Consider the following 22,410-nt stretch of genomic DNA (forward strand, 5'->3'; position numbering starts at 1 on the left):
CGGACGAAGAAGGTTTTGCCGTGTTGGTCACCATCGGTCAAAACTAGATCGCCCGCGCGGTCGTCCCGATCGTCGCGATGGGCGCATAACGTCTTTATTCCGGGCAGCCCTGGGCGCCACACCGGGTTCCGTCAAAGCTCAGGTTGCCCGTCCCCAAAAAAGAGTAGGTTCTTAATTCATATCAGGACATCTCTCTCGATCCGGGCGTTCGGCTGAAGGGCAGTGATCCGGCTTGCCGTTTGATAATGGGGTGGACGACTGGAGGCACTGGTCCCTCGTGCGGCGTCGCCAGTTGGGCGATGTTGTCCGCATCGGCGTGGGTGCACCGCTGGTTGTGCCGGACATAGTCGAGCCAGGTCGCTACATGATAGCGCTCGACCCATAAAAGCGGATCGCCGAGATCACGCAGCAATGCCCAGTGCCGCGCCATCGCGAGGGCGCATACGGCCGCGCTCGCCCATCACCCTGAGGAATGTGACGATATCTTTCTGCGCAATGCAATATTCGATGGGGACCGCTGTTTCAGGCTCCGTCCAGCGGTCAGCGGATCAAGGTTGATCACTTCCTAAGGCGCCAAGCGGCGTGCGAATGTGGCTGAAGGCCAAAAAATTTTTTTCGGCTAAATTATTCAATAAAATCAAAGCCAAAGTATTTTGTCGGTCTTGTTCGCGGCGGTGATGTGCACGATATTAATTTTCTTTCGGCATTTCAATGCATTACGCCGAACGGAATAATCGAGTGGGAATGATTTCATTCAGGGACTGAAGGGTTTCGGGTCTTTCAGAGGGCGCTCGTGCAGCCAGCCGCCGTCACTCAGCCAATCGGCCAAGCGGTCGGGCCAGTGCAGGATCGACAGGCTCTCGGAATGGGCGGCGATGTTGAAACCGTGGTCCATGTCGGCAAACATATGCAGTTCTGCGGACACGCCGGCTTTGCGAAGCTGGCCGTAGAGCGTCATGGCCGGCTCGGCGCAGCATTGGTCGAGCGAGCCGGCCGTGATGAACGCTGGCGGGGCGCCGGTCGCGGCGCGGGCGGGGATGCCCAAGGGTCCCGGATAGACCAGCACCTGGAAATCGGGTCGGGCGCTGACCGCGTCGAGCGGATCGGCCGAGGGCGGCTGGAGCGGCTCCGGATTGTCGGCGACCAGCGAGACGAGTTCGCCGCCGGCCGAAAAGCCCATCACCCCGATGCGGCGGGGATCCACGCCGTACTGAGCGGCGTTGGCGCGGACCCAGCGGACCGCCCGGCGCAGGTCGGCGGCGGCGTCGCGCTCGATCGCATAGGTCGATCCCGCCTCACGCGCGAGGCGGTACTTCAGGACGAAGGTCGTGACGCCGTAGCGGTTGAGAGCCCTGGCCGGCCCGACACCCTCATTGACGAAGACCAGCATGCGATGCCCGCCGCCGGGCACGACGATGACCGCCGCGCCATTGGCGTGACGCGGGTCAGCGGGGAACACGGTCAGGGACGGGCTGTGGACGCTTCGCACATAGGTGTTCTCGACGATCTCCGGGTCGCTCGACCGCTGCTCGGAGCCTGGCGCGCCGCCTGGCCATAACGAAACCGTCGCCGGCCCGCTGGCCACTGCGGACGGCGTTTCTGCCGGGGCCGTGGACGGCACGGCAATCAACAGCGCAAAGACGGAGACGGCACTGACGAGCATGGTGGACTCTCCCGAGCAGCGCATGCGGCTCGCATTGCGACCCAGCCTCCAGATTTTAGCGCTCATTCCAACCGCGACCATAGTCGGTGTCCGGGCTTTACCCCGCCTGGCGCTTGAGCGTCGCGAGCGGTCGCGGCCCAGCTATTGAGTCCGAACGTCCCGAGGCTACCCGAAAGCAGGGGGGTCGCGACGATCTGGCGCTTCGCTCATTCGGGCTTGCCGACATGGCTGTACGGGTCGGTCTGGCCGGCGAGCCAGGGGTCCTTGGTCGCCGCCCGGCGCGCCCGCAGGCGCTCGGCGAGCTGTGCCCGCACCGAGGCGTAGCCAGGATCGTTCGCGACGTTCGTCAGTTCGTCCGGATCACGCTTCAGATCGTACAGTTCTTCGGCCGGCCTTTTCAGATACGACGCCTGGGTACGCTTACCCAGCCTGATCGACGGGTCGGCAATGATCGCGCGCCAGCTCGGCGATCCGGCGACATCGCCCGCGATCGGGTAATCGAGCGGGTGCGCGAGATTGAGGATATAGCTGTGATCGCGCGTGCGGATCGCGCGCATGGGATAATATTGATTGATCTCGTGAAAATCATGGCTGGCGAACACCGCGTCGCGCGCCGCATCGCCCGACTTGCCGAGCAGCGGCAGCAGCGACTGGCCGGAGAGTTCGTAGCCGGGCCCTTGCGCACCGGTCCAGGCGAGGATGGTCGGCGCGATATCGACCCAGCTCACCATCGCATCGTTGACCGAAGCGTCCGTGCCGGGTGCGCGGACGATCAGCGGCAGATGGAGGCCCGGATCGTAAAGATTGGTCTTGGCGCCAGGGAAGGGGCGGCCATTGTCGCTCAGAAAGATCACCAGCGTATCGTCGGCGCGGCCCATCGCGGCGAGATCGTCGAGCAGCATGCCGATGCCGCTGTCGAGACGGCTGACCGACTCGTAATAGGCCGCCAGATCCTGCCGGACCGCGGGAAGATCGGGCAGATGTGACGGGATCGGAACCCGGCCCGGATCGTATCTGACCGGCTTCACATCCGGCCAGGGACGATCGTTGCCGTAATCCACCGCGGCACGATGCGGGTCGCTATAGCCGATGGTCACGAAGAACGGCCGGTCGTCGCTCGAGCGGATGAAGCTCGCCGCGGCGACCGACAATTCGTGTACGTCGCGGATGCCGCCGCGTTCCGGAACCAGTTCCGCCTCATAGGGGAAGGCGGCGTCCGGGCCGACATGCTTCTTGCCGACCAGGGCGGTTGCATAGCCGGCACGGCTCAGCATCGCCGGCAGCGTCTCGATGCCCGGCAACAGCGACTGGTGATGCACATCATGCTCCAGACCGTACATGCCGTTCTGATGCGTATAGAGGCCGGTATAGATCGACGCCCGGCTGGGGCTGCAGGACGATACCGTGGCATAGCCCTGTGAAAAGCGTGTCCCTTCGCGCGCGAGCCGGTCGATGCGCGGCGTCTTGATATCGACGCCGAAGCAGCCGGCGTCCAGCCCCTGGTCGTCGGAGATCAGCAGCAACACGTTGCGCCTGGAGGGCGCGGCAACCGTCGCGCGCAGCGGTGTCGCGGAAACCGCGGCGGCGCCTGCGATCACCTTCAGGACATTGCGACGGTCCATCAGCGTCTCCGTCTCGAGGAGGAAGCGAGAGCTGAGCCCGCTTCCGGCGCGGGGCCGGAGGCGGGCCCGGTCAGGTCAGAATTTCACCGCCGCGCTGAAGCGGAACGAGCGGCCAAGGATCGGACGCGCCAGCACCACGCCGGAGCCCTGCGAGCCGATGACGCGCGGGTTGCCCTCGGTCAGGCCGAACTCGTTGGTGAGGTTGTTGGCCGTCACCTGCAAGGTCACCCGGTTCATCACCTCGACCGACACACCGGCATCGAGCTGATAATAATGCGGCAGCAACTGCTTGTTGTCGGGATCCGAGAAGCGGTCGCCGGTATATTGCACCGTCGCATACAGCGACGGCTTCAGCCCGGCGACGTTCACGTCGACCGCCGGCGTCACGCGCCAGGCCCAGCGCGGCTGGCGCTGCACCATGTTGCCGGTGTCGTCGTTGAGACCGTTGTTGGAGAAAAAGTCCTGATAGGTGCCGTCCAGATAGGTGCCGGATGCGGAAACGCTGAACCATTGTACCGGACGCACGATGCCTTCGAGCTCGACGCCGGTGGCCTTGGCGCCACCGATTGAGCTGGTCGGCACGTTGTTGACGATCCCCGTGGTGGCCAGCCCATCGAACTTGTTGTGGAACACCGTCAGGTACAGGTTGAGCATCTGGCTGGAGAATTTGATGCCGCCCTCATAGGTGTCGACCTTGGCCGTGACGGCCGTGGCGGTGTGATTGGCGATCTGGGCCGCCGACAGCCCGCGAAGATTGTCGAACTGGGGGAAGCTGTGCCCGCGGCTGTACCGCGCGAACACGCCGAGACTGCGGGAGAAATCGTAATTGGCGCCTGCCGTCCAGGACCATTGCGAGTCGCTATAGTCGATGATCTGCGGCGCCACCGCCAGCACGTTCGAGGCGTTGTCGTACAGCGTGTTCAGATTGCCATCGACATTGACGGTGCCGCCGGGCGTACGGACCTGACCGCTCACCTCGTGGCGCTGCCAGCGGAGGCCGCCATCGACGCGCAATTCCGGCGTGATCTGGAACTCGTCCACCGCGTAGAAGGCGTAATCGTTGCCGGTGTAGCTGCCGTCCACGAGAAAGCCCTGGCCACCGCTGAGGCCGGTAGCGCTCGACGCGACCCGACCGTCGGCGAGCGTCAGGCTGAGCAGGCGGGCATTGGGCGTGGCCGTCAGCAGGACATTGTTGCCAAGCGCCCAATTATCGCGCGTCGTGTAGTTGGCGTAGTAGAACCCGCCGGTCAGCGTGTTGCCCCCGCTCTTCCATTCGAGCGCGGAATCGGTGACGAACGACGAGATCTTCTTCTTGACGCTCCACACGCCGGCCTGCATCACCTGCGTGCTGGCGCCGGTCGAGACTGTGCCGCCACCGTTGGCGTAGGTCAGCGAGCCGACAGTCGAGCCAGTGCCGCCCAACGTCGCCGCCATTGCCGCCGCGGTCGTAGGCGCCGCCACGGGAACGAGGCCGTTGGTGTCGGCGTTGCCGCCAAGATAGGCGGTACGCTCGCGCACGCGCAGTCCGTCCGCGATCTCATATTCGAAATTGATGCCGGTGTTGAAAACCTTGGCGCCGCGGCCCTGCGACAGATCGATGCGGCGGCCTGCCACGTTGGTGACGACCTTCGTCTCCGGGCCGATCAGGCTGTTGCTGTTGCCGGTGAAGCCCGGATACTGGCTGATCTCGCTCCCGTTCTGCACGACCGGGATCGTCAGCAGCCACTGGCCGTGATCGTTGAGATAACGGCCATAGATCTCGACCGAGCCGCGGCCATCGAAATCATGATGGATATTGGCGGTGATCTGACCGCCTTTTTCCGCATCGAAGCGCGGATCGCGGATGCCGTGGCCCTGCGCATAATAGCCCCCCACCATGAAGCTGGTGTCGCCGCCGAGCGGTCCCGAGACCCAGGCGTCGCCGCGCTTGTCGCCGTAATCCGTGATGGAGAATTTCGCGAAGCCCTTCAGCGTATCGCCGCCGATGCGCGGCACGACGTTGACGGTCAGACCCGGCTGTCCCGCCGAGAAGAGCGACCCGGTGCCGCCCCGCACGGCCTCGACGCGCTCGACCGTTTCGTCGAGGCGGATGAGCTGCGAGTTTTCGAGGAACGACAATGTCGCTGGCGGGAAGATCGGCACGCCCGCCACCTGGAACGTCACGAACTGCGCGTCGCCGCCCGCCGGATAGCCGCGGACGAAGATGTTCGCGCCATTCTGGCCACCCGAGCTCTCGGTCATCACGCCCGGAACGGTGCGCAGCAGGTCCGCCGTGCTCGTCGGCGCGGCGCGCGTGATCGCAGCGTTGCTAAGCGTGGTGACGGCAAAGGCAGCGTCCTGGCGCCGCGTCCCGGCGCCGGCGGTACCGACGACGACGATGTCCTGCTGTTCCGGTTCATCCGCCGGCTGCGCTGCCGTGTCCGCGGGCACGGCGGGCGCCGACTGAGCGTAAGCGATTTGGGCGGAAAGCGCGAGCGGTGCTGCGCTGAGCATATAGAGAGCGGTGCGGATCATGAATCCTCCCCTTGCGGATAAACCGGCATGATTGCCTTGGCAGGGGTGCTTGCTAAATCGTTATGAAATGCATTTCAAGAGCGCAGTGCAAGGAGATGTTGCAGGCTTGCCACACCCTCCTGCGCTCGCCTACGGTCTTACCCCATGAGTGATGATCTGCCGAGAATGCCGGGGCGCGCCGCGCGCGCCGCACGCCCGACGATGCAGGACATTGCACGACTCGCCAATGTGTCGATGCCGACCGTCTCGCGCGTCCTCAGCGACAGCCCGCTCGTCACCGAAGAAACCCGCGCGCGCGTGCTCCAGGTAGCGCGAGAGCAGGGGTATGTCGTCAACCGCAACGCGCAGAAGCTGCGCCACGCGCGTACCGGCACCGTCGCGGTGATGCTCGATTTCGCCTCGCACCGGCACGGCGCGATCGGCGATCCCTTTATCTTCGAGCTACTTGCGGGCGTTTCCGAGGCGCTGTCGATCCGCGACCAGGAATTGCTGCTGTCGCCGCCCGGCCTCGATGACGCACGCGCCTTCGAAGATTTTTTCCGCGCCCGCGGCGCCGACGGCTTCATCATCCTCGGTCAGGGAACGCGCGACGCCATGCTACGGACGATGGCGCAGCGTGGCGTGCCGATGGTCGTATGGGGGGCGGTGCGTAAGGATTCGGGCTATTGCGCGGTGGGGAGCGACAACATTCGTGGCGGCCGGCTGGCGGGCAAATATTTCCGCGAGCGGGCCCGCAAGCGGTGGCTGTTTCTCGGTGACATTCGTCATGAAGAACTACGGCTGCGCTATGAGGGACTTTGCCAGGAGGCGGACGCGGCCGAGGGCATTACGGTCGAGTTCCTGCCGATCGTGTCGATGGCGTTCACCGCCACCGCGCAGACCGTCTCCTCCTATCTCGTTGGCGGCGCGCGCCCCGACGCGGTCTTCGCCTTTTCGGACACCGCGGCCATGGCGGCCATTGGTGCCTTTCGCGAGCACGGCCTGACCGCGCCGCGCGATTTTTCTCTCGTTGGTTACAATGACATACCGCCGGCCGCACATTTCACGCCGGCGCTAACGACGATCAATCAGAAGACCGATGTGGCAGGCGCCCTGCTGGTCGAGAAACTGATGCAGCAGCTCGATGGAGCGCGCGCGCGTTCGACCCTGCTCCCGACGGAAATGGTGATCCGCGAGACCTGAACAGCTATTTTCTTGAAATGCATTTCATGGCGACCTAGGCGTGAAGAAAGGCGCGAGGAGCATCCGCTCCCGCAGGCTGGGGAGGGGTTGTCGATGATAGGTGTCCGGCTGGGACTGATGTTCGCCGTTGCCGCGTCCGGCGCGGCACCATCGATCGTCGATGCGCAGGTGGCGATGCCCGCCTTTACCATGCCGCCGTCGAACCAGCTTAGCCCGGAAGCGCTGGCAGTCCTCAAGCGCATGGACGCGGCGACGGCACCCGCCGACATCGCCGGAAACATCCCGAAGCAGCGCGCTTTCTACCAGCGTTTCAACGACGACCGTCTTGCCGAGATGCGGCGGCGCTTCAGGACGATTGTCCGCCAAGAGACGATCGGCGGCGTCGCCGTCGACGTGGTCGAGCCGGCAGAAGGCATCAGCCCGGCCAATCGCGACCGCGTTCTGGTCAATGCGCATGGCGGCGCGTTCCTGTGGGGCGCGGGCAGCGGCGCGCTGGTCGAAGCGATCCCGATCGCGGCGACGATGCGGGTGCGCGTGGTGACGGTGGACTACCGCCTTGCGCCCGAACATCCTTATCCGGCCGCGTCGGACGACATGATGTCGGTCTATCGCGCGCTTCTGAAGACCTACCAACCTGGGGCTATCGGCCTTTATGGCTGCTCGGCCGGCGGTGCGCTGGTCGCGCAGACCACCGCCTCCCTTCATCTGGCGAAGCTTCCCGTCCCGGGCGCGATCGGCACCTTCTGCAGCACCGGGGCGCCTTATACGGGCGACAGCGTCGTCCTCTCAGGGCCATTTGCCGGCAAGGCGCCAGTGATGGTGCCGCCGGTCAGCCCCTATCTGGCCGGCGTTTCGCCGAGCGACGCGCGCGCCTATCCGCTGCTGTCCGATGCAGAGACCCGCGCCATGCCGCCCACTCTGCTGCTGGCCGGCGGCCGCGATTTCGCCGCGAGCACGCTGACCCTGGCGCATCGTCGTCTTGCGGCCGCCGGCGTGCCCTCCGAGCTTTATCTCTTCGATGGCCTGCCGCACGCCTTCTTCATGTGGCCCGACATGCCCGAATCCATCGAGGCGTTCCGCCTGATCGCCGGCTTCTTCGATCGCCACCTCGCCCAGGGAAGCCCGAAATGAACCGCATCCGTGTCATCGTCGCGCTCGCTCTCACTTACGCGCTGCTCGGCGTGATGATGAACAGCGTGGGCATCGTCATCCTGCAATCGATCCGGCACTTCGACGCGACCAAGCCGATGGGCTCCACGCTGGAGGCGTGCAAGGATCTGACCGTGGTGGCGGCCTCCTTCCTCGTCGCGACCCGGGTGCCGCTGTTCGGCTTCCGCCGCGCGCTGACCGCCATGATGGTGCTGATGGCGCTGACATGCTTCGTGGTCTCGTTCGCGGGCAGCTTCTTCATGATGCAGGCGCTGTTCGTGGCGATCGGCTTCAGCTTCGCGATCGCCAAGGTCGCGACCTATGCGACGATCGGCCTGCTCGCGCGCGATTCCAACGACCATGCCAGCATCACCGGCATCATCGAAGGCGTGTTCATGGTCGGAATCCTGGCCGGCGTATGGCTGTTCGGCTGGTTCATTGCGCTCGACGACACCGGCAATGGCTGGCTGCGCATCTATTGGGCGCTGGGCGCGGCGTTTGCGGTGATGTCGCTGGTGTGGATCGCGACGCCGATCGACGAACGCGCCGCCGCCGCGCCCGCCGGCGCGGAAAGTGCGCATTGGGGCGAAATGGCGCGGCTCGCCGTCCTGCCCGCCAGTGTGGCGGTCCTCGCCGGGCTGTTCTTCTACGTGCTTGTCGAACAAAGCGTCGGCACCTGGCTGCCGACCTTCAACAACGAAGTGCTGCACCTGCCGCCGGCGATGAGCGTGCAGCTGGCGAGTATCTTCGTCGGCGCCTCGGCGGTGGGACGGCTGGCCTCAGGCGTGGTGTTGCGGCGTGTCGCATGGTTGCCTGCGCTGCTGGGATGTCTCGCCTGCGTTGCGGCGCTCGTGCTGCTGTCGCTGCCGCTTGCCCATGGCGGGCACCCGAATGGCGCGACCGACTGGTTCCACGCGCCACTCGCGGCCTATCTCTTTCCGCTGCTGGGCCTTTTCCTGGCGCCGATCTACCCGACGCTCTGCTCGGTCGCGCTGAGTGCGCTTCCTCGCCACCGGCACGCCGCGATGATGGGGCTGATCGTGATCTTCTCCGCGCTGGGCGGGACGATCGGCTCGTTCATCACCGGTATGGTGTTCCAGCATCTGCCGGGCACGCTCGCCTTCTACTTCACGCTCGTGCCGCTGGGGCTGATCGCGCTGATCCTGCCCATCATCCGCCGCCGACAGGATAGCGGAGTCGCTGCGTGACGCCGTCGCCTTCCGAAATCTGGGGACCCTTGTTCGCCGCCGTACAGGAGCGCGGGCTGTTCCCCGACTCCAAGACCTTCGCCGACGCGGTTCCGCGTCGCCCGGCGGAGGCAATCCTGGAGGACTGGGCGCGAATCCAGCCGGATGATGCGGCGCTCGACGCATTCGTCCGCGCGAATTTCGTCCTGCCGGGAATCGAGGCTTGCGTGCAGCCTCCCGATGACCTGCCCCTCGCCGAGCATATCGTCGCGCTGTGGCCTAGCCTGACCCGCGAAGCTGACCGGCCGGACGAAGGTGGATCGCTGCTCCCGCTGCCGCGTCGTCATGTCGTGCCAGGGGGGCGATTCCGCGAACTCTATTATTGGGACAGCTATTTCACGATGCTCGGCCTCGCCCGGTCGGGCCGCCAGGATCTGGTCGAGGACATGATCGCCATCTTTGGCGATCTGCTCACCCGCTACGGCCACATCCCCAATGGCACGCGCAGCTATTATCTCAGCCGCTCGCATCCGCCCGTCTTCTACCTGATGGCGGCCCTGTCGAAGGACAGGAGCGAGGAGGGGCGGCGCCAGCGCCTCGGCTGGATGCGGATCGAGCACTCCTTCTGGCTGGCGGGCGAGGATATGCTGGAGGGACCCGGCGCGCATCGCCGCATCGTCCGGCTCGCCGATGGCGCGCTGCTCAATCGCTATTGGGACGATCGCGCCGCGCCGCGCGACGAGTCCTGGCGCGAGGATGTCGAACTGGCGCGCGCGGCGCCCGATCGCGACGCCGCAGAGCTCTGGCGCGATCTGCGCGCCGCGGCCGAAAGCGGGTGGGACTTCAGCTCGCGCTGGCTCGGCGACCGCGCGACGCTCGCAACGATCCGCACGACGCGACTGCTGCCGGTCGACCTGAACGCCCTGATCTACGGGCTCGAGCGCGCCATTGCCGCGGAGGCCGAAGCGCTTGGGGATGCTCCGACCGCACGAGCGTTCGCAGAGCGTGCGGTCGACCGCGCCACCGCATTCGACCGGCACCTTTGGAACGACCGGACCGGCTTCTACGCCGACTATGACCTCGACCTCGGCGCCTGCAATGACATGTTGACCGCCGCCTTGGGGTTCGCGCTCTTCACCGGTGTCGCTCCTTCCGCGAGGGCGGCGTCGATTGCCGATGCCCTCGGGCGGTTGCTGCGGGCAGGCGGTTTAGTGACGACGGATACACGGACAGGTCAGCAATGGGATGCCCCGAACGGCTGGGCGCCGCTGCAATGGGTCGCGATAACCGGCCTCCGCGCCTATGGCCTGGATGCGCTTGCCGGGACCATCGCAGAGCGGTGGCTGCGCCTGATCGACGCTTATTACCGCGAGACCGGTCAGTTGCTCGAAAAATACGATGTCGAACGCGGCACCGCCGGGGGCGGGGGCGAATACGGCACCGAGATCGGGTTTGGATGGACCAATGGCGTCACGCTGGAATTGCTCGAGCGGTCGGATGCCGGCGAGCGCGGGCGCTGATCTCGCCTAGGACGGCTGCCGAACGCTTCGTCAACAGCAAGGCGATGATGGGAGAATGATCGGATGAGGAAGTCGCGAAGCCTTCGCAAGTCGCTCGGTCGCATTGCCGCACAGCTGAAGCGACCGGGCGCGGAATGCGGCACGTCCGCTGCGCTGGCGGCGACTGTCCTCGGGTGCCTGACACCTTTGCCGGCTGTCGCTCAGTCGAGCAAATCCGCGGCCGTCAGTGCGGCGGTAGACATGCTTCCGGCGTGGTCGAAAGGCTATTTCGACATTCATCACATCAGCACCGGGCGAGGCAATGCCACCTATTTCGTCTTCCCGGACGGGACGACATTGCTGATCGACGCAGGCGAAGCCGATCCGGCGTTCGTTGAGCGCGTACGCCCGCTGAAAGCCTTCCCGCCCCGCCCGGACGGGGAACATTCCGCTGCCTATTGGATCGCGGATTATATTCGTCAGTTCGCGCCGGCCGGACAGGCGGCAAAGCTCGATTATGCACTCATCACGCATTTCCATACGGATCATCTGGGTACGATCACACCCGGCAAGCCCATGTCGAAGACCGGCGCCTATCGGCTCGCTGGCATTACCGAGGTCGCCGACCTGATTCCGATCGGCACGCTCATCGATCGGGCCGCGCCGGCCTATGACTATCCGGTCGACCTGCGGCAGTGCGTCAAGGGCGTGGATGGCGTTCAGGATTCCGATCAGCGGTCGCTGGCGAACTACCTCAGCTTCACCGGGTATCGGATGGACCACGGCCAGGCGGTGACGGGTCTGAAACCGGGCGCGCTCGACCAGATCCGGCTTGCGCAGGCGTCGGTATTCCCGAGCTTTCACATCCGCAATATCGCGTCCAACGGCATTATCTGGACTGGCGCACGCGACGAGACGCAACATTATATACCCAAGGGCGCGGTCTCGGATTGCCATTTCGACGAGAATCCGTTCAGCAACGTGCTGAGATTTTCCTATGGCCGGTTCACCTATTATTCGGGCGGCGATATCCCCGGCGTACCGAACTACACCCAACCCTGGTGGCGCGACATCGAGACGCCGGTATCCGCGGTTGTCGGACCGGTCGACGTGATGTTGCTCGATCACCACGGGAACCGGGATTCGACGAACGAGAATATCCTCCGAAACCTGGCGCCACGCGTTATCGTGCAGGAGAACTGGCTCTCGCCGCAGCCGGGCGAGGAAGTGGTCACCAGAATGGCGTCGAAGGGCCTCTATCCGGGCGATCGGGATGTCTTCTCCACCGGGATGAGCGCGGAAAGTCGCCTGGTGATCGGCCCCGTCATGGACAGCATCTACAAGAGCTATGGCGGCCATGTCGTGATCCGGGTTGCACCCGGTGGCGAGCAATATGAGGTCTATGTCCTCAGCGACACTGATCGGCGTCGTGAGATCACGACGCGGTTTGGGCCGTACCGATCAAAATAGAGCGGCGATTGTTAAATCTGATCCGTTCGTCCTGAGTAGGGATCGAGTAGCCGAAGGCGTATCGAGAGCCCGTATCGAAGGACAGGTTGTCGCGCGGAACCTGTCCTTCGATACGCCCTCTCGATACGCCGCTGCGCGGCTACTCGATGGCTACTCAGGACGAACGGGTGGTGGTGGCTCTGATTTAATGCAAGCTACTCTAGGTTCGTTCATCGAGCCATTGAGCGTCAAGATACCGTTGAGTGAGCGTGATTCGGGAAATCCTCGCTGCGGAAGATTCCGCTTATCCAGTCGAGAAATACCCTGAGACGCGGTGACAGTTGCCGGTTTTGCGCGAAGAGCGCGGACACGGCGGTCGGCGTCGGCGGATGGTCGGGCAGGACTTCGATGAGCGCTCCCGACGCCAGGTCGCTGGCGAAGCGGTAACGGGGCGCCTGGATCAGGCCGAACCCCAGGCGCGCGAGGTCGGCCGTCGTGTCGGAATGGTTGGCCGCCACGCGAGTGGGCAGCAGGACCGTTCTTACCCGCCCTTCGCTGGTGAATTCGAGCGGCATCACCTCGCCCGTTCGCGACGAGACGAAGCCGACCATCTGGTGGCCGTCCAGATCTTCCAGCGTGCGCGGCGTGCCGTGTCGGGCGAGATAGCCGGGGCTGGCGACCGTCACCTCCTCGAGCGCGCCGAGCCGACGCCGCACCAGCCCGCTATCGGCCAGGTCTCCCACGCGGATCGCACAGTCCACACCCTCGCGGATAAGGTCGACCAGCCGGTCCGTCTGGCCGAATTGCAGGTCGATCCGCGGATGGCGATCCAGGAAGGCGGGGAGCCCGGGCAACAGGAAGGTGCGCGTCAGCAGGGCGGGTGCCTCGATCCTCAATAGGCCATGCGGCTCGGCGTCGCGCAGCACGGCCTCGGCATCCTCGATATCGGCGATGATGGTGACGCAGCGCTGGTAGAATTCCTGCCCGTCATGCGTCGGCGCGACGTGCCGGGTGGTGCGGTCGAGCAGCCGCGCGTTCAACCGGGTCTCCAGGCGCCGGATCATATCGGTCGCGGTCGAGCGCTTGACGCCGAGATCGGCCGCGGCGGCGCTGAAGCTGCCGCGTTCGACCACGCGCATGAACAGGCGGAGGCTGTCGAGATGGTCCATGATGTTTGTACGTCCTCAGCGGATAGTGTTTCCGCAATTTGCTGGATTATCCGACGATATGTCGAGCGCTATCTCTCGCCCGAAGGAGAAATTCCATGCCTCAATCGGACAAGATCGCTATCGTGACCGGCGCCTCCAAAGGCATCGGCGCGGCCATCGCAAGACGCCTGGCGGCTGACGGCGCCGCTGTCGTCGTGAATTATGCAAGCAACGCTGCGGCCGCTGACGACGTCGTCAGCGCCATCGAGCAGGCGGGCGGGCGTGCAATCGCCGTCAGAGCCGACATTTCCGACTCCACCGCAGCGCGCGCCCTGTTCGACGCCGCCACCGAGGCATTCGGCGGCGTCGATATCTTGGTCAACAATGCCGGCACGATGGATGTGCTGCCGATCGCTGATACCGGAGACGATGTGTTCGACCGGCATGTCGCGACCAATCTCGCCGGCGTCTTTCGCGGCATGCGCGAAGCCGCCCGGCGCCTTCGCGACGGCGGGCGCATCATCAGTTTCTCATCGAGCGTGGTCGGTCTCTATCAGCCCGGCTACGGCGTCTATGCCGCGACCAAGGCAGCGGTCGAGGCGATGACTCATATCCTCGCCAAGGAATTGGGGCCGCGCGGCATCTCGGTGAACGCCGTCGCGCCCGGCCCGGTGGCGACTGACCTTTTCCTGACCGGCAAGTCGGACGAGCTGGTCGCGACGATCGCGCGGGCGAATCCATTCGGCCGGCTCGGCACCCCCGAGGACATCGCCCATGTCGTCGCTTTCCTTGCCGGCCCCGATGGCGGCTGGGTCAACGGCCAGATCCTCCGCGCCAATGGCGGCGTGATCTGAGAATAATCACCAGGAGAAATTCCATGCCCTTCGCCAATTTCAAGGTACCCGAAGCCGCGCTCAACCGCGCGCAGAAGGAGGAGATCGTCCACCGCACCACTGCCATGCTCGTCGAATATTTCTCCGAGGCAGCGCGGCCGCACACCATGGTGCTGATCGAGGAGGTCAGGGACGGCGGCTATGCCCGTGCCGACGAGGTCTTTGTCATCCCGGAGGCCTATCGCGCAAGGGACTGATGACGGTCCGGGCGGTGCGAGGAGTAGGCCGGGCGGAGAGCGCCTGTTCCGCCACAGCCTCCGGAGTCTCCCGGCTGAACCGCTTTTGCCTTAACCGCCATACCGTGCAGGACGGTGGGCGGAACAGGCTGACGATCGCGACGTCGCGTCCCTATTTGCCCAACACGCCGGACAAATGCTCGGCCAGGCGGATCGAAAAGGTGATGATCGAGAAGGTGGGATTGGAGATTCCGGACGATGCGAACACCGACGACCCGGCGACATACAGATTGTCGAGCGAATGCACCTTGAGATTGGCATCGACCACACCCTGGGTCGGGTCGGACGACATGCGTGTCGTGCCGATATGGTGCCCGTTGACGATCAGCTGGTTCTTCACGCTTTGCCATGACGGGAAATAGACGTCGCCGTTCAGGCTGTTGACGGCGGCTTTGAACATCTGGGTCGACTGGGTGTAGGTCGCCTCGTCCGTGTCGCTGAGCAGCCAGGTGATATGAGTCTGCTGCTGGCCGAAGACCGGGTCGACGGTATCGGCCAGCGTGACCCGGCTGTCCGGGTTCGGCGCCATTTCGAAATAATAACGACTGCTGCCGGCCCAGAACCAGCAACTGCCGATTCCCCGTGCGCGCTGCTCGTCCGCGCTTGGCGAAAATCGCCCATTGACCGTCACGCCATTCTCGTCCTGCCACCGGACCGGGCGGGCGCCGGAAAGTGTATCGCCGTTCATCAGCCTGGTCTGGGCTTCGGTCAGATAGGGCTTGGTGATGGTGATGACGTTGCTGGCCGATAGCGGGTGGCACAGGAAATAACGGCCGACCTGATCATGCTCGTTGCCAGCATTGGAAAGCAGCAGCCGGCGGGCATTGTCGACCGCACCGCACGCCAGCACGAAGACATCGGCCTTGATGGTGAACTGAGTCGCCTTTTGCGGCGGTATCTGATCGTCCATGCTGGCCACGCTCAGCGCGCTGACGCTGCCTTGCGCGTGATCGATGTCGAGCAGGCTCGCGTTGAGGATCACGTCGACCGGGCTCTCCCCGATGGTGATTCCGTCGAACGTCCTTGTCGCGAAATTCAGGTAATTCGCGCCGATGAACTGGTACATGTCGGTATCGAAACCGGCGAGCAGGGGAACATCGGCCCCCAGGACCTTCGCCCAATAATTGGCCGTGAAATCGGCGCTGTGCAGTTTGCAGAAGGCGGCCGCCTCCGCATAATAAGGATCGAGGTCAGCGCGGCTGATCGGCCAGCCGGGGAAACCGGGACGCTTCTCGAAGTCGATCGGATCGAGCGGGCGGGACTGGCCGCCCCAATGCGCCGACGTACCGCCATAGATACGCTCGCGCTCCCAGGCGCTGTTGGTCTGCCCGAAATAGGGCTGGATCAGGAATTCGGGTTCGTTGGTCGCGAACAGGCCGTCGGCCAGCCCCTGGTAGAGCAGCGTCTTGTCCGGCCAGCTCGCCTTCATGCCGGCGGTGCGATAATCGCGGCTTCCCTCGATCAGGGTGACCTTCACCCCGGCCTGTTGCAGGTGCCACGCCGCCGTGATTCCGGCGGGGCCGGTTCCGACGATGCACACCTCGGTCGAGACGACGGTGCCGTCGGCGATATCCTTGCCGTTTCTGATCATGGATCGCTCCTCAAGTTTTCTTCAGATAATATTGCCGATCTTTCGGAGTCAATATTGCAAAATGTTCCGGTTTTGGGACTTTTGAGCAGTTATTGGCGATTTTCTCAATTTGAATAGCAATGACATGCGATTGATGACGGAGAGAATCTGGAAAAATCATTACAACCGAATTTAAGGATATCGATAAAACATTGTTACTTTGAGCGGTTGAATTGCATCGGACTTCGGTGCTATCTTTTTCGTCGTCAAATGCAGGCCGTGAAACCAGCGTGCCTCATTGCAGGAGTGAGGATCGCACGGAGGACCGCGCGGCTCGCGAGGATCAGCCGCGAACCGGGGCACATGCTTCCCGCCGCCGCGCTGACCTGAGATTGCCGCCGGGCTCGCTTTGCCCTAATTCCGTCCCCTTGGGGCAGGGGGCTTTCGATGCAGAATATGAGCCGCGACGTCTTGCTGCTCCTTGCGTTGGTCGCCTGCGCCCTGGCGACCTCCGGGGCCAGCGATACGCCGGAAGGACCACCCGACTGGGCCTATCCCGGCAATGTCCCGGCCACCGCGCGGGCGCCACAGGATGCGAACGAGCAACTGCGCGTGCCCGGCAGCGCCATATCGTTCGCGCGCAAGGATCTGCGCAACCTGTTCGCCGTGCCGGACTGGCATCCCGGCGATCATCCGGCGATGCCGGAAGTGGTCGTGCACGGCCGCGCGCCGGGCGTGCGTGCCTGCGGTTTCTGTCACTTGCCGAGCGGCGACGGCCGGCCCGAAAACGCCCCGCTTGCCGGCTTGCCCGAATCCTACATCGTCCAGCAGATGGCCGATTTCAAAAGTGGCGCACGCACGTCCTCGGTTCCGCATCGTCTTCCCACCGACTGGATGGCGGATATCGGCAAGGCCGCGACGGATGAGGAAGTGCGCAGCGCCGCCGCCTATTTCGCGAAGCTGCCCTTGCGATCCCATGTGTCGGTCATCGAAACCGCCACCGTACCGCGCACCGTCGCCAGGGGCTGGCTGTTCACCCTGGTGCCCGGTGGCGGCACCGAGCCGCTGGGCGACCGCATCGTCGAAACGCCCGCCGATCTCGATCGGTTCGAGCAACGCGATGCCCATGTCCCGATCCTCGCTTATGTACCGCCCGGCAGCATCGCCCGCGGCAGGGCGCTGGCGCGGGGCGACGAGGCCAGGGGCATTCCCGCCTGTGCGGCCTGTCATGGCGACGATCTCGGCGGCACCGACGCGGTCCCGTCGCTCGCCGGCAAGTCGCCCAGCTATATCGCGCGCCAGCTGTACGACTTCCATTCCGGTGCGCGCTCAGGCCCCCTGGCCGAACCAATGAAGGCGGTCGTTGCGCCGATGACTCAGACCGACATGCTGAATCTCGCCGCCGGGCTCGCCTCGCTCAAACCGGCGAAACATTAGGCCGGACGTCAGGCGTCGAGCAGCTGCGTGGGCACGCCGAGCATGGGGCCAGCCTCGGCGAGCCGCTGGTCGAGCGTGTGCATGGTGGCGCCGTGCTCCGCCGCAATCGCAAGGTGGAGCGCGTCACCCGCGCGAAGGCCAAGCAGGTACTGGTCGACGAATCTGGCTGCCGCGCGGAAATGACCGCCCGTCACCGCGAGAATCGTGAAGCTCTCGGCGCTTAGTTTGTTGAACATGGCCATCGCGGCCGCGCGCTCTTCCAGGTCGATCTGCCTGGTACGCAGTTTGATCGCCATGGCCGAGGATATTTCCGTGATGGTCCAGTCGCTGATCGAGAGCAGCGCTGGATCCTGCTCCGCCAGCCAGCGTTGCGCCGGCGGCGTCATCGCCTCATTGGAAAGCGCCGCGACGATCAGCGATGTATCGATATAGAGCATCAATAGCGATCGCCGTCGCGCATCGACCGCACCAGATCGACCGCACTCCCGGCCTGTGGCGACATGGTCGCCGTGAGTGCGTTCAGCAACGCGGCGTCGATCGGTTTGCGCGATCTGACAATGGCCGTAAGTCGCGCGACCGGCCTGCCGCGCCGGGTAATATCGATTGAATCCCCCGCTTCGACGCGATCGACGAGTTCGCTCAAATGCGCCTTGGCATCCGCCAGACTAATCGAGTCCATATGTCGCTCCTGACCAACTAGATGGTCATATAGCGTTTAGCCTCCGATAGTTCCATGCTCATCTCGTCATTTCCTGTTTGACGAGCGTCCAACAACTAGAGACAATTGCCGGCGACGAGCGGGAGGGAATGATGGCGTACAGGCTGATCGCGCGCATCCTAGGGATGGCGGCCCTGATAACGGCATCGTCACCCCTATTGGCGGAAACCCTCTACGTTCGCGCCGGAAAACTGGTCGACACCGAAAAGAGCGTGGTCCTCACTGACCGGCTGATCCGCATCGACGATGGCCGCGTCACCGCCGTGACGCCCTGGGCGCCGCCGCCGCCGGGCACGCCATTGACTGACTGGAGCGCGTTCACCGTTCTCCCCGGCCTGATCGACATGCACACGCATCTCGTCGACACCGAACAATCGGCCAATGTCGCCGAGCCGCTGCTCCATTCGGGCGCCGACATCGCGCTGCTCGGCGCGAAACATGCGCGCGACACGCTCGGCGCCGGCTTCACCAGCGTCCGTGACGTCGGCACTTTCCGCGCGTTCGGCGACGTGTCGCTGCGCAACGCGATCGATACCGGGCTGGTGGACGGCCCGCGCATGAGTGTGGCCGGCGCCTATCTCACCGTGCCGGGCGGCGGCGGCGAAGTCACCGGCATGGCGCCGGATGTCGAGGTTCCCGCGATCATGCGCATGGGCGTGGTCACCGGTCCTGCCGACATGACGGTCAAGGCCCGCCGCCTGTTCCAGGGTGGAGCCGATTTCCTGAAGCTGATCGCGACCGGCGCGGTGCTCGCCGCCGGTACCGAGCCCGGTGCGCCCGAACTGACCGAGGAGGAAATGCGCGCCGCCGTCGCCGAGGCCGCCCGCAACCATAGCTACGCCACCGCGCACGCGCACGGCGCCGAGGGCATCAAGCTGGCGATCCGCGCCGGTGTCCGCTCGATCGAACATGCCTCGCTGATCGACGACGAAGGCATCGCGCTGGCCAAGGCGAAGGGCGTCTGGCTGGTGATGGACATCTATAATGGCGACTTTATCGATCAGGTCGGCAAGCGCGACGGCTGGCCCGCCGAGATCTTGCGCAAGAACACCGAGACCACCGACGCCCAGCGCGAGGGTTTCCGCAAGGCAGTCCGCGCCGGTGTGAAGATCGCCTATGGCACGGACGCCGGCGTCTATCCGCACGGCCTGAACGCACGGCAATTCCGCTACATGGTCCGCTTCGGCATGACCCCGATGCAGGCGATCCAGTCCGCGACGACCAGCGCCGCCGCGCTGATGGGCAAGTCGGCCGATGTCGGCGCGGTCTCGCCCGGCCATTATGCCGATCTGATCGCGGTGGCAGCCGATCCGCTCGCCGATATCGGCGCGCTCGAAAAGGTCGATCACGTCATGAAGGGCGGCAGACTGGTCCGCTAACCGTTTCGGCGCCGTTCAGAAGCGGCCCGATACCCCGCGTCCGGGTCGAATCACGGGGCGGATTGATGGCGCGTTTGATGTGGTGGGGTGCGGGCGTCCTGGCCGCGGCGATCATAGCGAGCCCCGCGCTCGCCAAGGATTACGAGCCCGTCACCTGCGCCGCGCACCAGGTCTGGCAGGGCCGCCCTCTTCACGCGGCTGTCACGCCCGCATTCGAAGGCACCGTTCCCGAAACCCCGCTCGCGCCCGCCACCACCGCGCAACTCGACCGCCTGTTCGATACCATGCGCACCGCCGCCAGGGCCCAGGCGCTCGGCATCGCGGTCGGGCGCACAGGGGAGGGGCTCTGGACCCGCATCGAGGCGCCCGCCGGAAAGCGACTCTGGTGGGCCAGTACCGGCAAGGCCTTTGTCGCGGTGGTCGTCCTCCAGCTTGTCGAGGAGGGCAAGCTCTCGCTCGACGATCCCGCCTCGCGCTGGATCAAGGGCGTGCCGAACGGTGATGTCGTCACCGTGCGCGACCTGCTCGCTCACACCGGCGGCCTGTTCAGCGCCAATGAGGATCTGCGCGTCCACGCCAGACCGCATTATCTGCCGCCGGAAGAAATGCTGACGATCCTCCGCCGCCACGGCGCGATGTTCTGCCCGGGCGCCAACTGGCGCTATTCCAACAGCGGCTATGATCTGCTCGCGGTTATCGTCGAAGCGGTCGATCACCGCCCACTGCCTGATGCGATCGATGCACGCATCGTGAAGCCGCTCGGTCTCGCCTCGATCATCGCCCTGCGCCCCGGCCAGCCTGCGCCGAACGTCGCCCCGCCGATGCTGTCAAGCGGCGATCCGATCGATCCCTCAAGCGCTGGCGCGGGTGGTCCGATCGCCGGCGACCCGGCCGACATGGTCCGCTTCTGGAGCGCGCTGCTGCAAGGCAGGCTGCTTCGCGCCGATACGGTGCAGCAGATGTTCGGCGAGCTTTATCCGATGTTCGATCCCGGCACCTGGTACGGCCTCGGCGTCATGGTGCTCGACGTTACCGATGGCGGCCGTGCCGACATGTGGCTCGGCCATGCCGGCGGCGCTCCGGGCGTCAGCGCGATGCTCGCCTGGTCGCCCGCGGACAAGACGATCGTCGCTGTCGCGCTGACCGGAGACGGCCCTGCCGCCGCCGTGACGAACGGCGTGCTCAAGGCGCTGAGAACCGCCCCGGTGACACCAGCGCCCTGAGCGCTAATGCATTAGCATTGACTAATCAATTAGTGCAAGCTAATGATTTTCCCATGCTCGAAGCCGCCGCCATCACCACCGTCATGCGTACCCTTGCCGACCCCACAAGGCGCGGCATCTTCGAGCGCGTCGTCAACGCCAAAGAGATCACCGTTGCCGAACTGACCAGGGGAAGCGGCGTCACCCAGGGCGCCATTTCCCAGCACCTCAAGTCGCTCAAACAGGCGGGTCTCGTCGCCGAGCGGCCCGAGGGGCGCAACGTCCATTACCGCGCCACACCCGATGGCCTCGCGCCGTTGGTCGACTGGATGGACCATTACGGCGTCTTCTGGCGCGACCGCTTCGCCGACCTCCGCTCCCTGCTCAAGGAAATCGATCCATGAACCAGCTTGCCCAGACGAACCCGGAATCGACAGCCGAAACCTGCGACATCGTCGTCGACGAGGTGTTTCCTCATGCCCCCGAAACGATCTGGAAGACGCTGACCGACGGCCCGGTCATGGGACGCTGGCTGATGGCGCCGACCGGGTTTCAGCCTGTGGAGGGCACCAGCTTCACCTTCCAGACCACGCCCGCCGGCGAATGGGACGGCGTGATCCGCTGTCAGGTGCTGGAGGTAGTGGAGAACCGGCGCCTCGCCTTCGCCTGGAAGGGCGGGCACGAAGGTAACACGGGCTATGGTTCGCCGCTCGACACGGTCGTCACCTGGACGCTCTCGCCAGCCGAAGGCGGCACCCGCGTCCGCATGGTCCATTCGGGCTTCGTGCTGCCGACGAACGAAAGCGCCTTCTCCAAGATGAGCCAGGGCTGGAAGAAGGTCGTGCCCAACATGGTTCAGGTCGCCGGTGAGCTCGACTCGTAAAAGGCGCGATCACGCCCCCAACCCTCTGCAGAACGAGAGAGAGAGAGAGAGAGAGAGAGAGAGAGAGAGAGAAAATGAGCGAGCCCTATACCGGGGGATGCGCGTGCGGCGCCATCCGTTACGAGATCGCCGCCGAACCGATCTTCCAGAACCATTGCCAATGCCGGGATTGCCAGCACAAGAGCGGCACCGGCCACGGTTCCTATCTCACCTTCCCGCAGCGCGCTGACGTGGCCTTGAAGGGCGATGCCACGCATTGGGGCATCGTCGCCGACAGCGGCAATGCGAAGACGCACGGTTTCTGCGCTACCTGCGGATCGCCGGTGTATCTGACCTTCAGCGCCATGCCCGATCTGTTCACTATCCATGCCACCGGCCTGGACGATCCGGGCCGCTTCCAACCCCAGGCCGTGACCTATGCAGCGCGCGCTCTTGCCTGGGACCTGCTCGATCCGGCGCTTGTGGCGTTTGCCGGGATGCCGCCGAAGCCGGGCGAGCGCTGAAAGCCCTTCGGAAGGGATTGCTTGGTTAGATGGCGGCCCCACCATGGTTCTTCCCCGGCGGAGGCCGGGGTCCAGTTGGGGGACCGTTAAAATGGGCGCTTCGCCCGTTCTCTTCCATTCCCAACTGGACCCCGGCCTCCGCCGGGGAAGGCTACATGCGAAACAGCGAACCGCGG

At 64.9% G+C, this 22,410-nt stretch carries 20 protein-coding genes and 1 pseudogene; 13 read left to right on the plus strand and 8 right to left on the minus strand.

Annotation, left to right across the window (positions count from 1 at the left end; translation table 11 throughout):
* Nucleotides 1–181 precede the first annotated feature (181 nt).
* The 4 genes and pseudogenes from ACZ1I5_RS06035 to ACZ1I5_RS06050 all read right to left on the minus strand — a co-directional run.
* A pseudogene (locus ACZ1I5_RS06035) lies at nt 182–536 on the minus strand (MFS transporter); the annotation flags it as partial.
* Between the two features lie 218 nt (nt 537–754).
* Nucleotides 755–1,663, minus strand: coding sequence for an alpha/beta hydrolase (locus ACZ1I5_RS06040; RefSeq protein ID WP_465172808.1), 909 nt, complete (start codon nt 1,661–1,663; stop codon nt 755–757).
* A 206-nt stretch (nt 1,664–1,869) separates the two neighbouring features.
* Entirely contained in the window at nt 1,870–3,285 is a 1,416-nt protein-coding gene (locus tag ACZ1I5_RS06045) for a sulfatase family protein (RefSeq protein WP_465172809.1), read from the minus strand.
* A 75-nt stretch (nt 3,286–3,360) separates the two neighbouring features.
* Complete coding sequence (locus tag ACZ1I5_RS06050; RefSeq protein ID WP_465172810.1) at nt 3,361–5,799, minus strand: TonB-dependent receptor; 2,439 nt, start codon at nt 5,797–5,799, stop codon at nt 3,361–3,363.
* 144 nt (nt 5,800–5,943) lie between these two features.
* On the opposite strand from ACZ1I5_RS06050, the gene ACZ1I5_RS06055 reads away from it, so the two are divergent.
* The 5 genes from ACZ1I5_RS06055 to ACZ1I5_RS06075 all read left to right on the plus strand — a co-directional run bounded on the left by ACZ1I5_RS06055 (nt 5,944) and on the right by ACZ1I5_RS06075 (nt 12,286).
* Nucleotides 5,944–6,981, plus strand: a complete 1,038-nt coding sequence (locus tag ACZ1I5_RS06055; RefSeq protein ID WP_465172811.1) for a LacI family DNA-binding transcriptional regulator — start codon at nt 5,944–5,946, stop codon at nt 6,979–6,981.
* Nucleotides 6,982–7,074: 93 nt separating this feature from the next.
* Entirely contained in the window at nt 7,075–8,112 is a 1,038-nt protein-coding gene (locus ACZ1I5_RS06060; RefSeq protein ID WP_465172812.1) for an alpha/beta hydrolase, read from the plus strand.
* On the plus strand, nt 8,109–9,338 hold the full coding sequence (locus ACZ1I5_RS06065) for an MFS transporter (protein WP_465172813.1): 1,230 nt from the start codon (nt 8,109–8,111) through the stop codon (nt 9,336–9,338). Before ACZ1I5_RS06060 ends, ACZ1I5_RS06065 begins: the two co-directional genes overlap by 4 nt.
* Complete coding sequence (gene treA / locus ACZ1I5_RS06070) at nt 9,335–10,837, plus strand: alpha,alpha-trehalase TreA (RefSeq protein ID WP_465172814.1); 1,503 nt, start codon at nt 9,335–9,337, stop codon at nt 10,835–10,837. The genes ACZ1I5_RS06065 and treA overlap by 4 nt, the downstream gene beginning before the upstream one ends.
* Before the next feature lie 240 nt (nt 10,838–11,077).
* Nucleotides 11,078–12,286, plus strand: a complete 1,209-nt coding sequence (locus tag ACZ1I5_RS06075; protein WP_465172815.1) for a ComEC/Rec2 family competence protein — start codon at nt 11,078–11,080, stop codon at nt 12,284–12,286.
* Between the two features lie 227 nt (nt 12,287–12,513).
* On the opposite strand, the gene ACZ1I5_RS06080 is transcribed toward ACZ1I5_RS06075, so the two are convergent.
* Complete coding sequence (locus ACZ1I5_RS06080; protein ID WP_465172816.1) at nt 12,514–13,434, minus strand: LysR family transcriptional regulator; 921 nt, start codon at nt 13,432–13,434, stop codon at nt 12,514–12,516.
* A 95-nt stretch (nt 13,435–13,529) separates the two neighbouring features.
* Here ACZ1I5_RS06080 and ACZ1I5_RS06085 point away from each other — a divergent pair, with 95 nt between their 5' ends.
* Nucleotides 13,530–14,267 (plus strand): SDR family oxidoreductase, encoded by a 738-nt coding sequence (locus ACZ1I5_RS06085; RefSeq protein WP_465172817.1) that lies wholly within the window; start codon nt 13,530–13,532, stop codon nt 14,265–14,267.
* A gap of 23 nt (nt 14,268–14,290) precedes the next feature.
* The gene (locus ACZ1I5_RS06090) at nt 14,291–14,503 is read left to right on the plus strand and encodes a tautomerase family protein (protein ID WP_465172818.1); all 213 of its coding nucleotides are present in this window, start codon (nt 14,291–14,293) and stop codon (nt 14,501–14,503) included.
* A gap of 151 nt (nt 14,504–14,654) precedes the next feature.
* Here the strand turns inward: ACZ1I5_RS06090 and ACZ1I5_RS06095 are convergent, their stop codons facing one another.
* On the minus strand, nt 14,655–16,133 hold the full coding sequence (locus ACZ1I5_RS06095; RefSeq protein WP_465172819.1) for a GMC oxidoreductase: 1,479 nt from the start codon (nt 16,131–16,133) through the stop codon (nt 14,655–14,657).
* 435 nt (nt 16,134–16,568) lie between these two features.
* Here ACZ1I5_RS06095 and ACZ1I5_RS06100 point away from each other — a divergent pair, with 435 nt between their 5' ends.
* Nucleotides 16,569–17,549, plus strand: a complete 981-nt coding sequence (locus ACZ1I5_RS06100) for a c-type cytochrome (protein WP_465172820.1) — start codon at nt 16,569–16,571, stop codon at nt 17,547–17,549.
* Nucleotides 17,550–17,557: 8 nt separating this feature from the next.
* Here the strand turns inward: ACZ1I5_RS06100 and ACZ1I5_RS06105 are convergent, their stop codons facing one another.
* Nucleotides 17,558–17,986 carry a type II toxin-antitoxin system VapC family toxin gene (locus ACZ1I5_RS06105; RefSeq protein WP_465172821.1) on the minus strand — a complete coding sequence of 143 codons (429 nt, stop codon included), beginning with the start codon at nt 17,984–17,986 and terminating at the stop codon, nt 17,558–17,560.
* Entirely contained in the window at nt 17,986–18,228 is a 243-nt protein-coding gene (locus ACZ1I5_RS06110; protein WP_465172822.1) for a type II toxin-antitoxin system Phd/YefM family antitoxin, read from the minus strand. Before ACZ1I5_RS06110 ends, ACZ1I5_RS06105 begins: the two co-directional genes overlap by 1 nt.
* Before the next feature lie 128 nt (nt 18,229–18,356).
* On the opposite strand from ACZ1I5_RS06110, the gene ACZ1I5_RS06115 reads away from it, so the two are divergent.
* From ACZ1I5_RS06115 to ACZ1I5_RS06135, 5 genes are all read left to right on the plus strand, one after another.
* Entirely contained in the window at nt 18,357–19,646 is a 1,290-nt protein-coding gene (locus tag ACZ1I5_RS06115; protein ID WP_465172823.1) for a Xaa-Pro dipeptidase, read from the plus strand.
* Nucleotides 19,647–19,711: 65 nt separating this feature from the next.
* Nucleotides 19,712–20,869 (plus strand): serine hydrolase domain-containing protein, encoded by a 1,158-nt coding sequence (locus ACZ1I5_RS06120; RefSeq protein ID WP_465172824.1) that lies wholly within the window; start codon nt 19,712–19,714, stop codon nt 20,867–20,869.
* A gap of 53 nt (nt 20,870–20,922) precedes the next feature.
* Nucleotides 20,923–21,252, plus strand: a complete 330-nt coding sequence (locus ACZ1I5_RS06125; protein WP_465172825.1) for an ArsR/SmtB family transcription factor — start codon at nt 20,923–20,925, stop codon at nt 21,250–21,252.
* On the plus strand, nt 21,249–21,731 hold the full coding sequence (locus ACZ1I5_RS06130; RefSeq protein ID WP_465172826.1) for an SRPBCC family protein: 483 nt from the start codon (nt 21,249–21,251) through the stop codon (nt 21,729–21,731). The genes ACZ1I5_RS06125 and ACZ1I5_RS06130 overlap by 4 nt, the downstream gene beginning before the upstream one ends.
* 74 nt (nt 21,732–21,805) lie before the next feature.
* Nucleotides 21,806–22,234 (plus strand): GFA family protein, encoded by a 429-nt coding sequence (locus ACZ1I5_RS06135; RefSeq protein WP_465172827.1) that lies wholly within the window; start codon nt 21,806–21,808, stop codon nt 22,232–22,234.
* Nucleotides 22,235–22,410: the final 176 nt, after the last annotated feature.

The sequence above is a fragment of the Sphingomonas sp. BL-S-30 genome, from assembly GCF_055521475.1.

Bases quoted from the DNA above. Each gene is read 5' to 3' on its own strand.
- ACZ1I5_RS06040 (WP_465172808.1), bottom strand. From the start codon at position 1,663: ATGCTCGTCAGTGCCGTCTCCGTCTTTGCGCTGTTGATTGCCGTGCCG.
- ACZ1I5_RS06045 (WP_465172809.1), bottom strand. From the start codon at position 3,285: ATGGACCGTCGCAATGTCCTGAAGGTGATCGCAGGCGCCGCCGCGGTT.
- ACZ1I5_RS06050 (WP_465172810.1), bottom strand. From the start codon at position 5,799: ATGATCCGCACCGCTCTCTATATGCTCAGCGCAGCACCGCTCGCGCTT.
- ACZ1I5_RS06055 (WP_465172811.1), top strand. From the start codon at position 5,944: ATGAGTGATGATCTGCCGAGAATGCCGGGGCGCGCCGCGCGCGCCGCA.
- ACZ1I5_RS06060 (WP_465172812.1), top strand. From the start codon at position 7,075: ATGATAGGTGTCCGGCTGGGACTGATGTTCGCCGTTGCCGCGTCCGGC.
- ACZ1I5_RS06065 (WP_465172813.1), top strand. From the start codon at position 8,109: ATGAACCGCATCCGTGTCATCGTCGCGCTCGCTCTCACTTACGCGCTG.
- ACZ1I5_RS06075 (WP_465172815.1), top strand. From the start codon at position 11,078: ATGCTTCCGGCGTGGTCGAAAGGCTATTTCGACATTCATCACATCAGC.
- ACZ1I5_RS06080 (WP_465172816.1), bottom strand. From the start codon at position 13,434: ATGGACCATCTCGACAGCCTCCGCCTGTTCATGCGCGTGGTCGAACGC.
- ACZ1I5_RS06085 (WP_465172817.1), top strand. From the start codon at position 13,530: ATGCCTCAATCGGACAAGATCGCTATCGTGACCGGCGCCTCCAAAGGC.
- ACZ1I5_RS06090 (WP_465172818.1), top strand. From the start codon at position 14,291: ATGCCCTTCGCCAATTTCAAGGTACCCGAAGCCGCGCTCAACCGCGCG.
- ACZ1I5_RS06095 (WP_465172819.1), bottom strand. From the start codon at position 16,133: ATGATCAGAAACGGCAAGGATATCGCCGACGGCACCGTCGTCTCGACC.
- ACZ1I5_RS06100 (WP_465172820.1), top strand. From the start codon at position 16,569: ATGAGCCGCGACGTCTTGCTGCTCCTTGCGTTGGTCGCCTGCGCCCTG.
- ACZ1I5_RS06105 (WP_465172821.1), bottom strand. From the start codon at position 17,986: ATGCTCTATATCGATACATCGCTGATCGTCGCGGCGCTTTCCAATGAG.
- ACZ1I5_RS06110 (WP_465172822.1), bottom strand. From the start codon at position 18,228: ATGGACTCGATTAGTCTGGCGGATGCCAAGGCGCATTTGAGCGAACTC.
- ACZ1I5_RS06115 (WP_465172823.1), top strand. From the start codon at position 18,357: ATGATGGCGTACAGGCTGATCGCGCGCATCCTAGGGATGGCGGCCCTG.
- ACZ1I5_RS06120 (WP_465172824.1), top strand. From the start codon at position 19,712: ATGGCGCGTTTGATGTGGTGGGGTGCGGGCGTCCTGGCCGCGGCGATC.
- ACZ1I5_RS06125 (WP_465172825.1), top strand. From the start codon at position 20,923: ATGCTCGAAGCCGCCGCCATCACCACCGTCATGCGTACCCTTGCCGAC.
- ACZ1I5_RS06130 (WP_465172826.1), top strand. From the start codon at position 21,249: ATGAACCAGCTTGCCCAGACGAACCCGGAATCGACAGCCGAAACCTGC.
- ACZ1I5_RS06135 (WP_465172827.1), top strand. From the start codon at position 21,806: ATGAGCGAGCCCTATACCGGGGGATGCGCGTGCGGCGCCATCCGTTAC.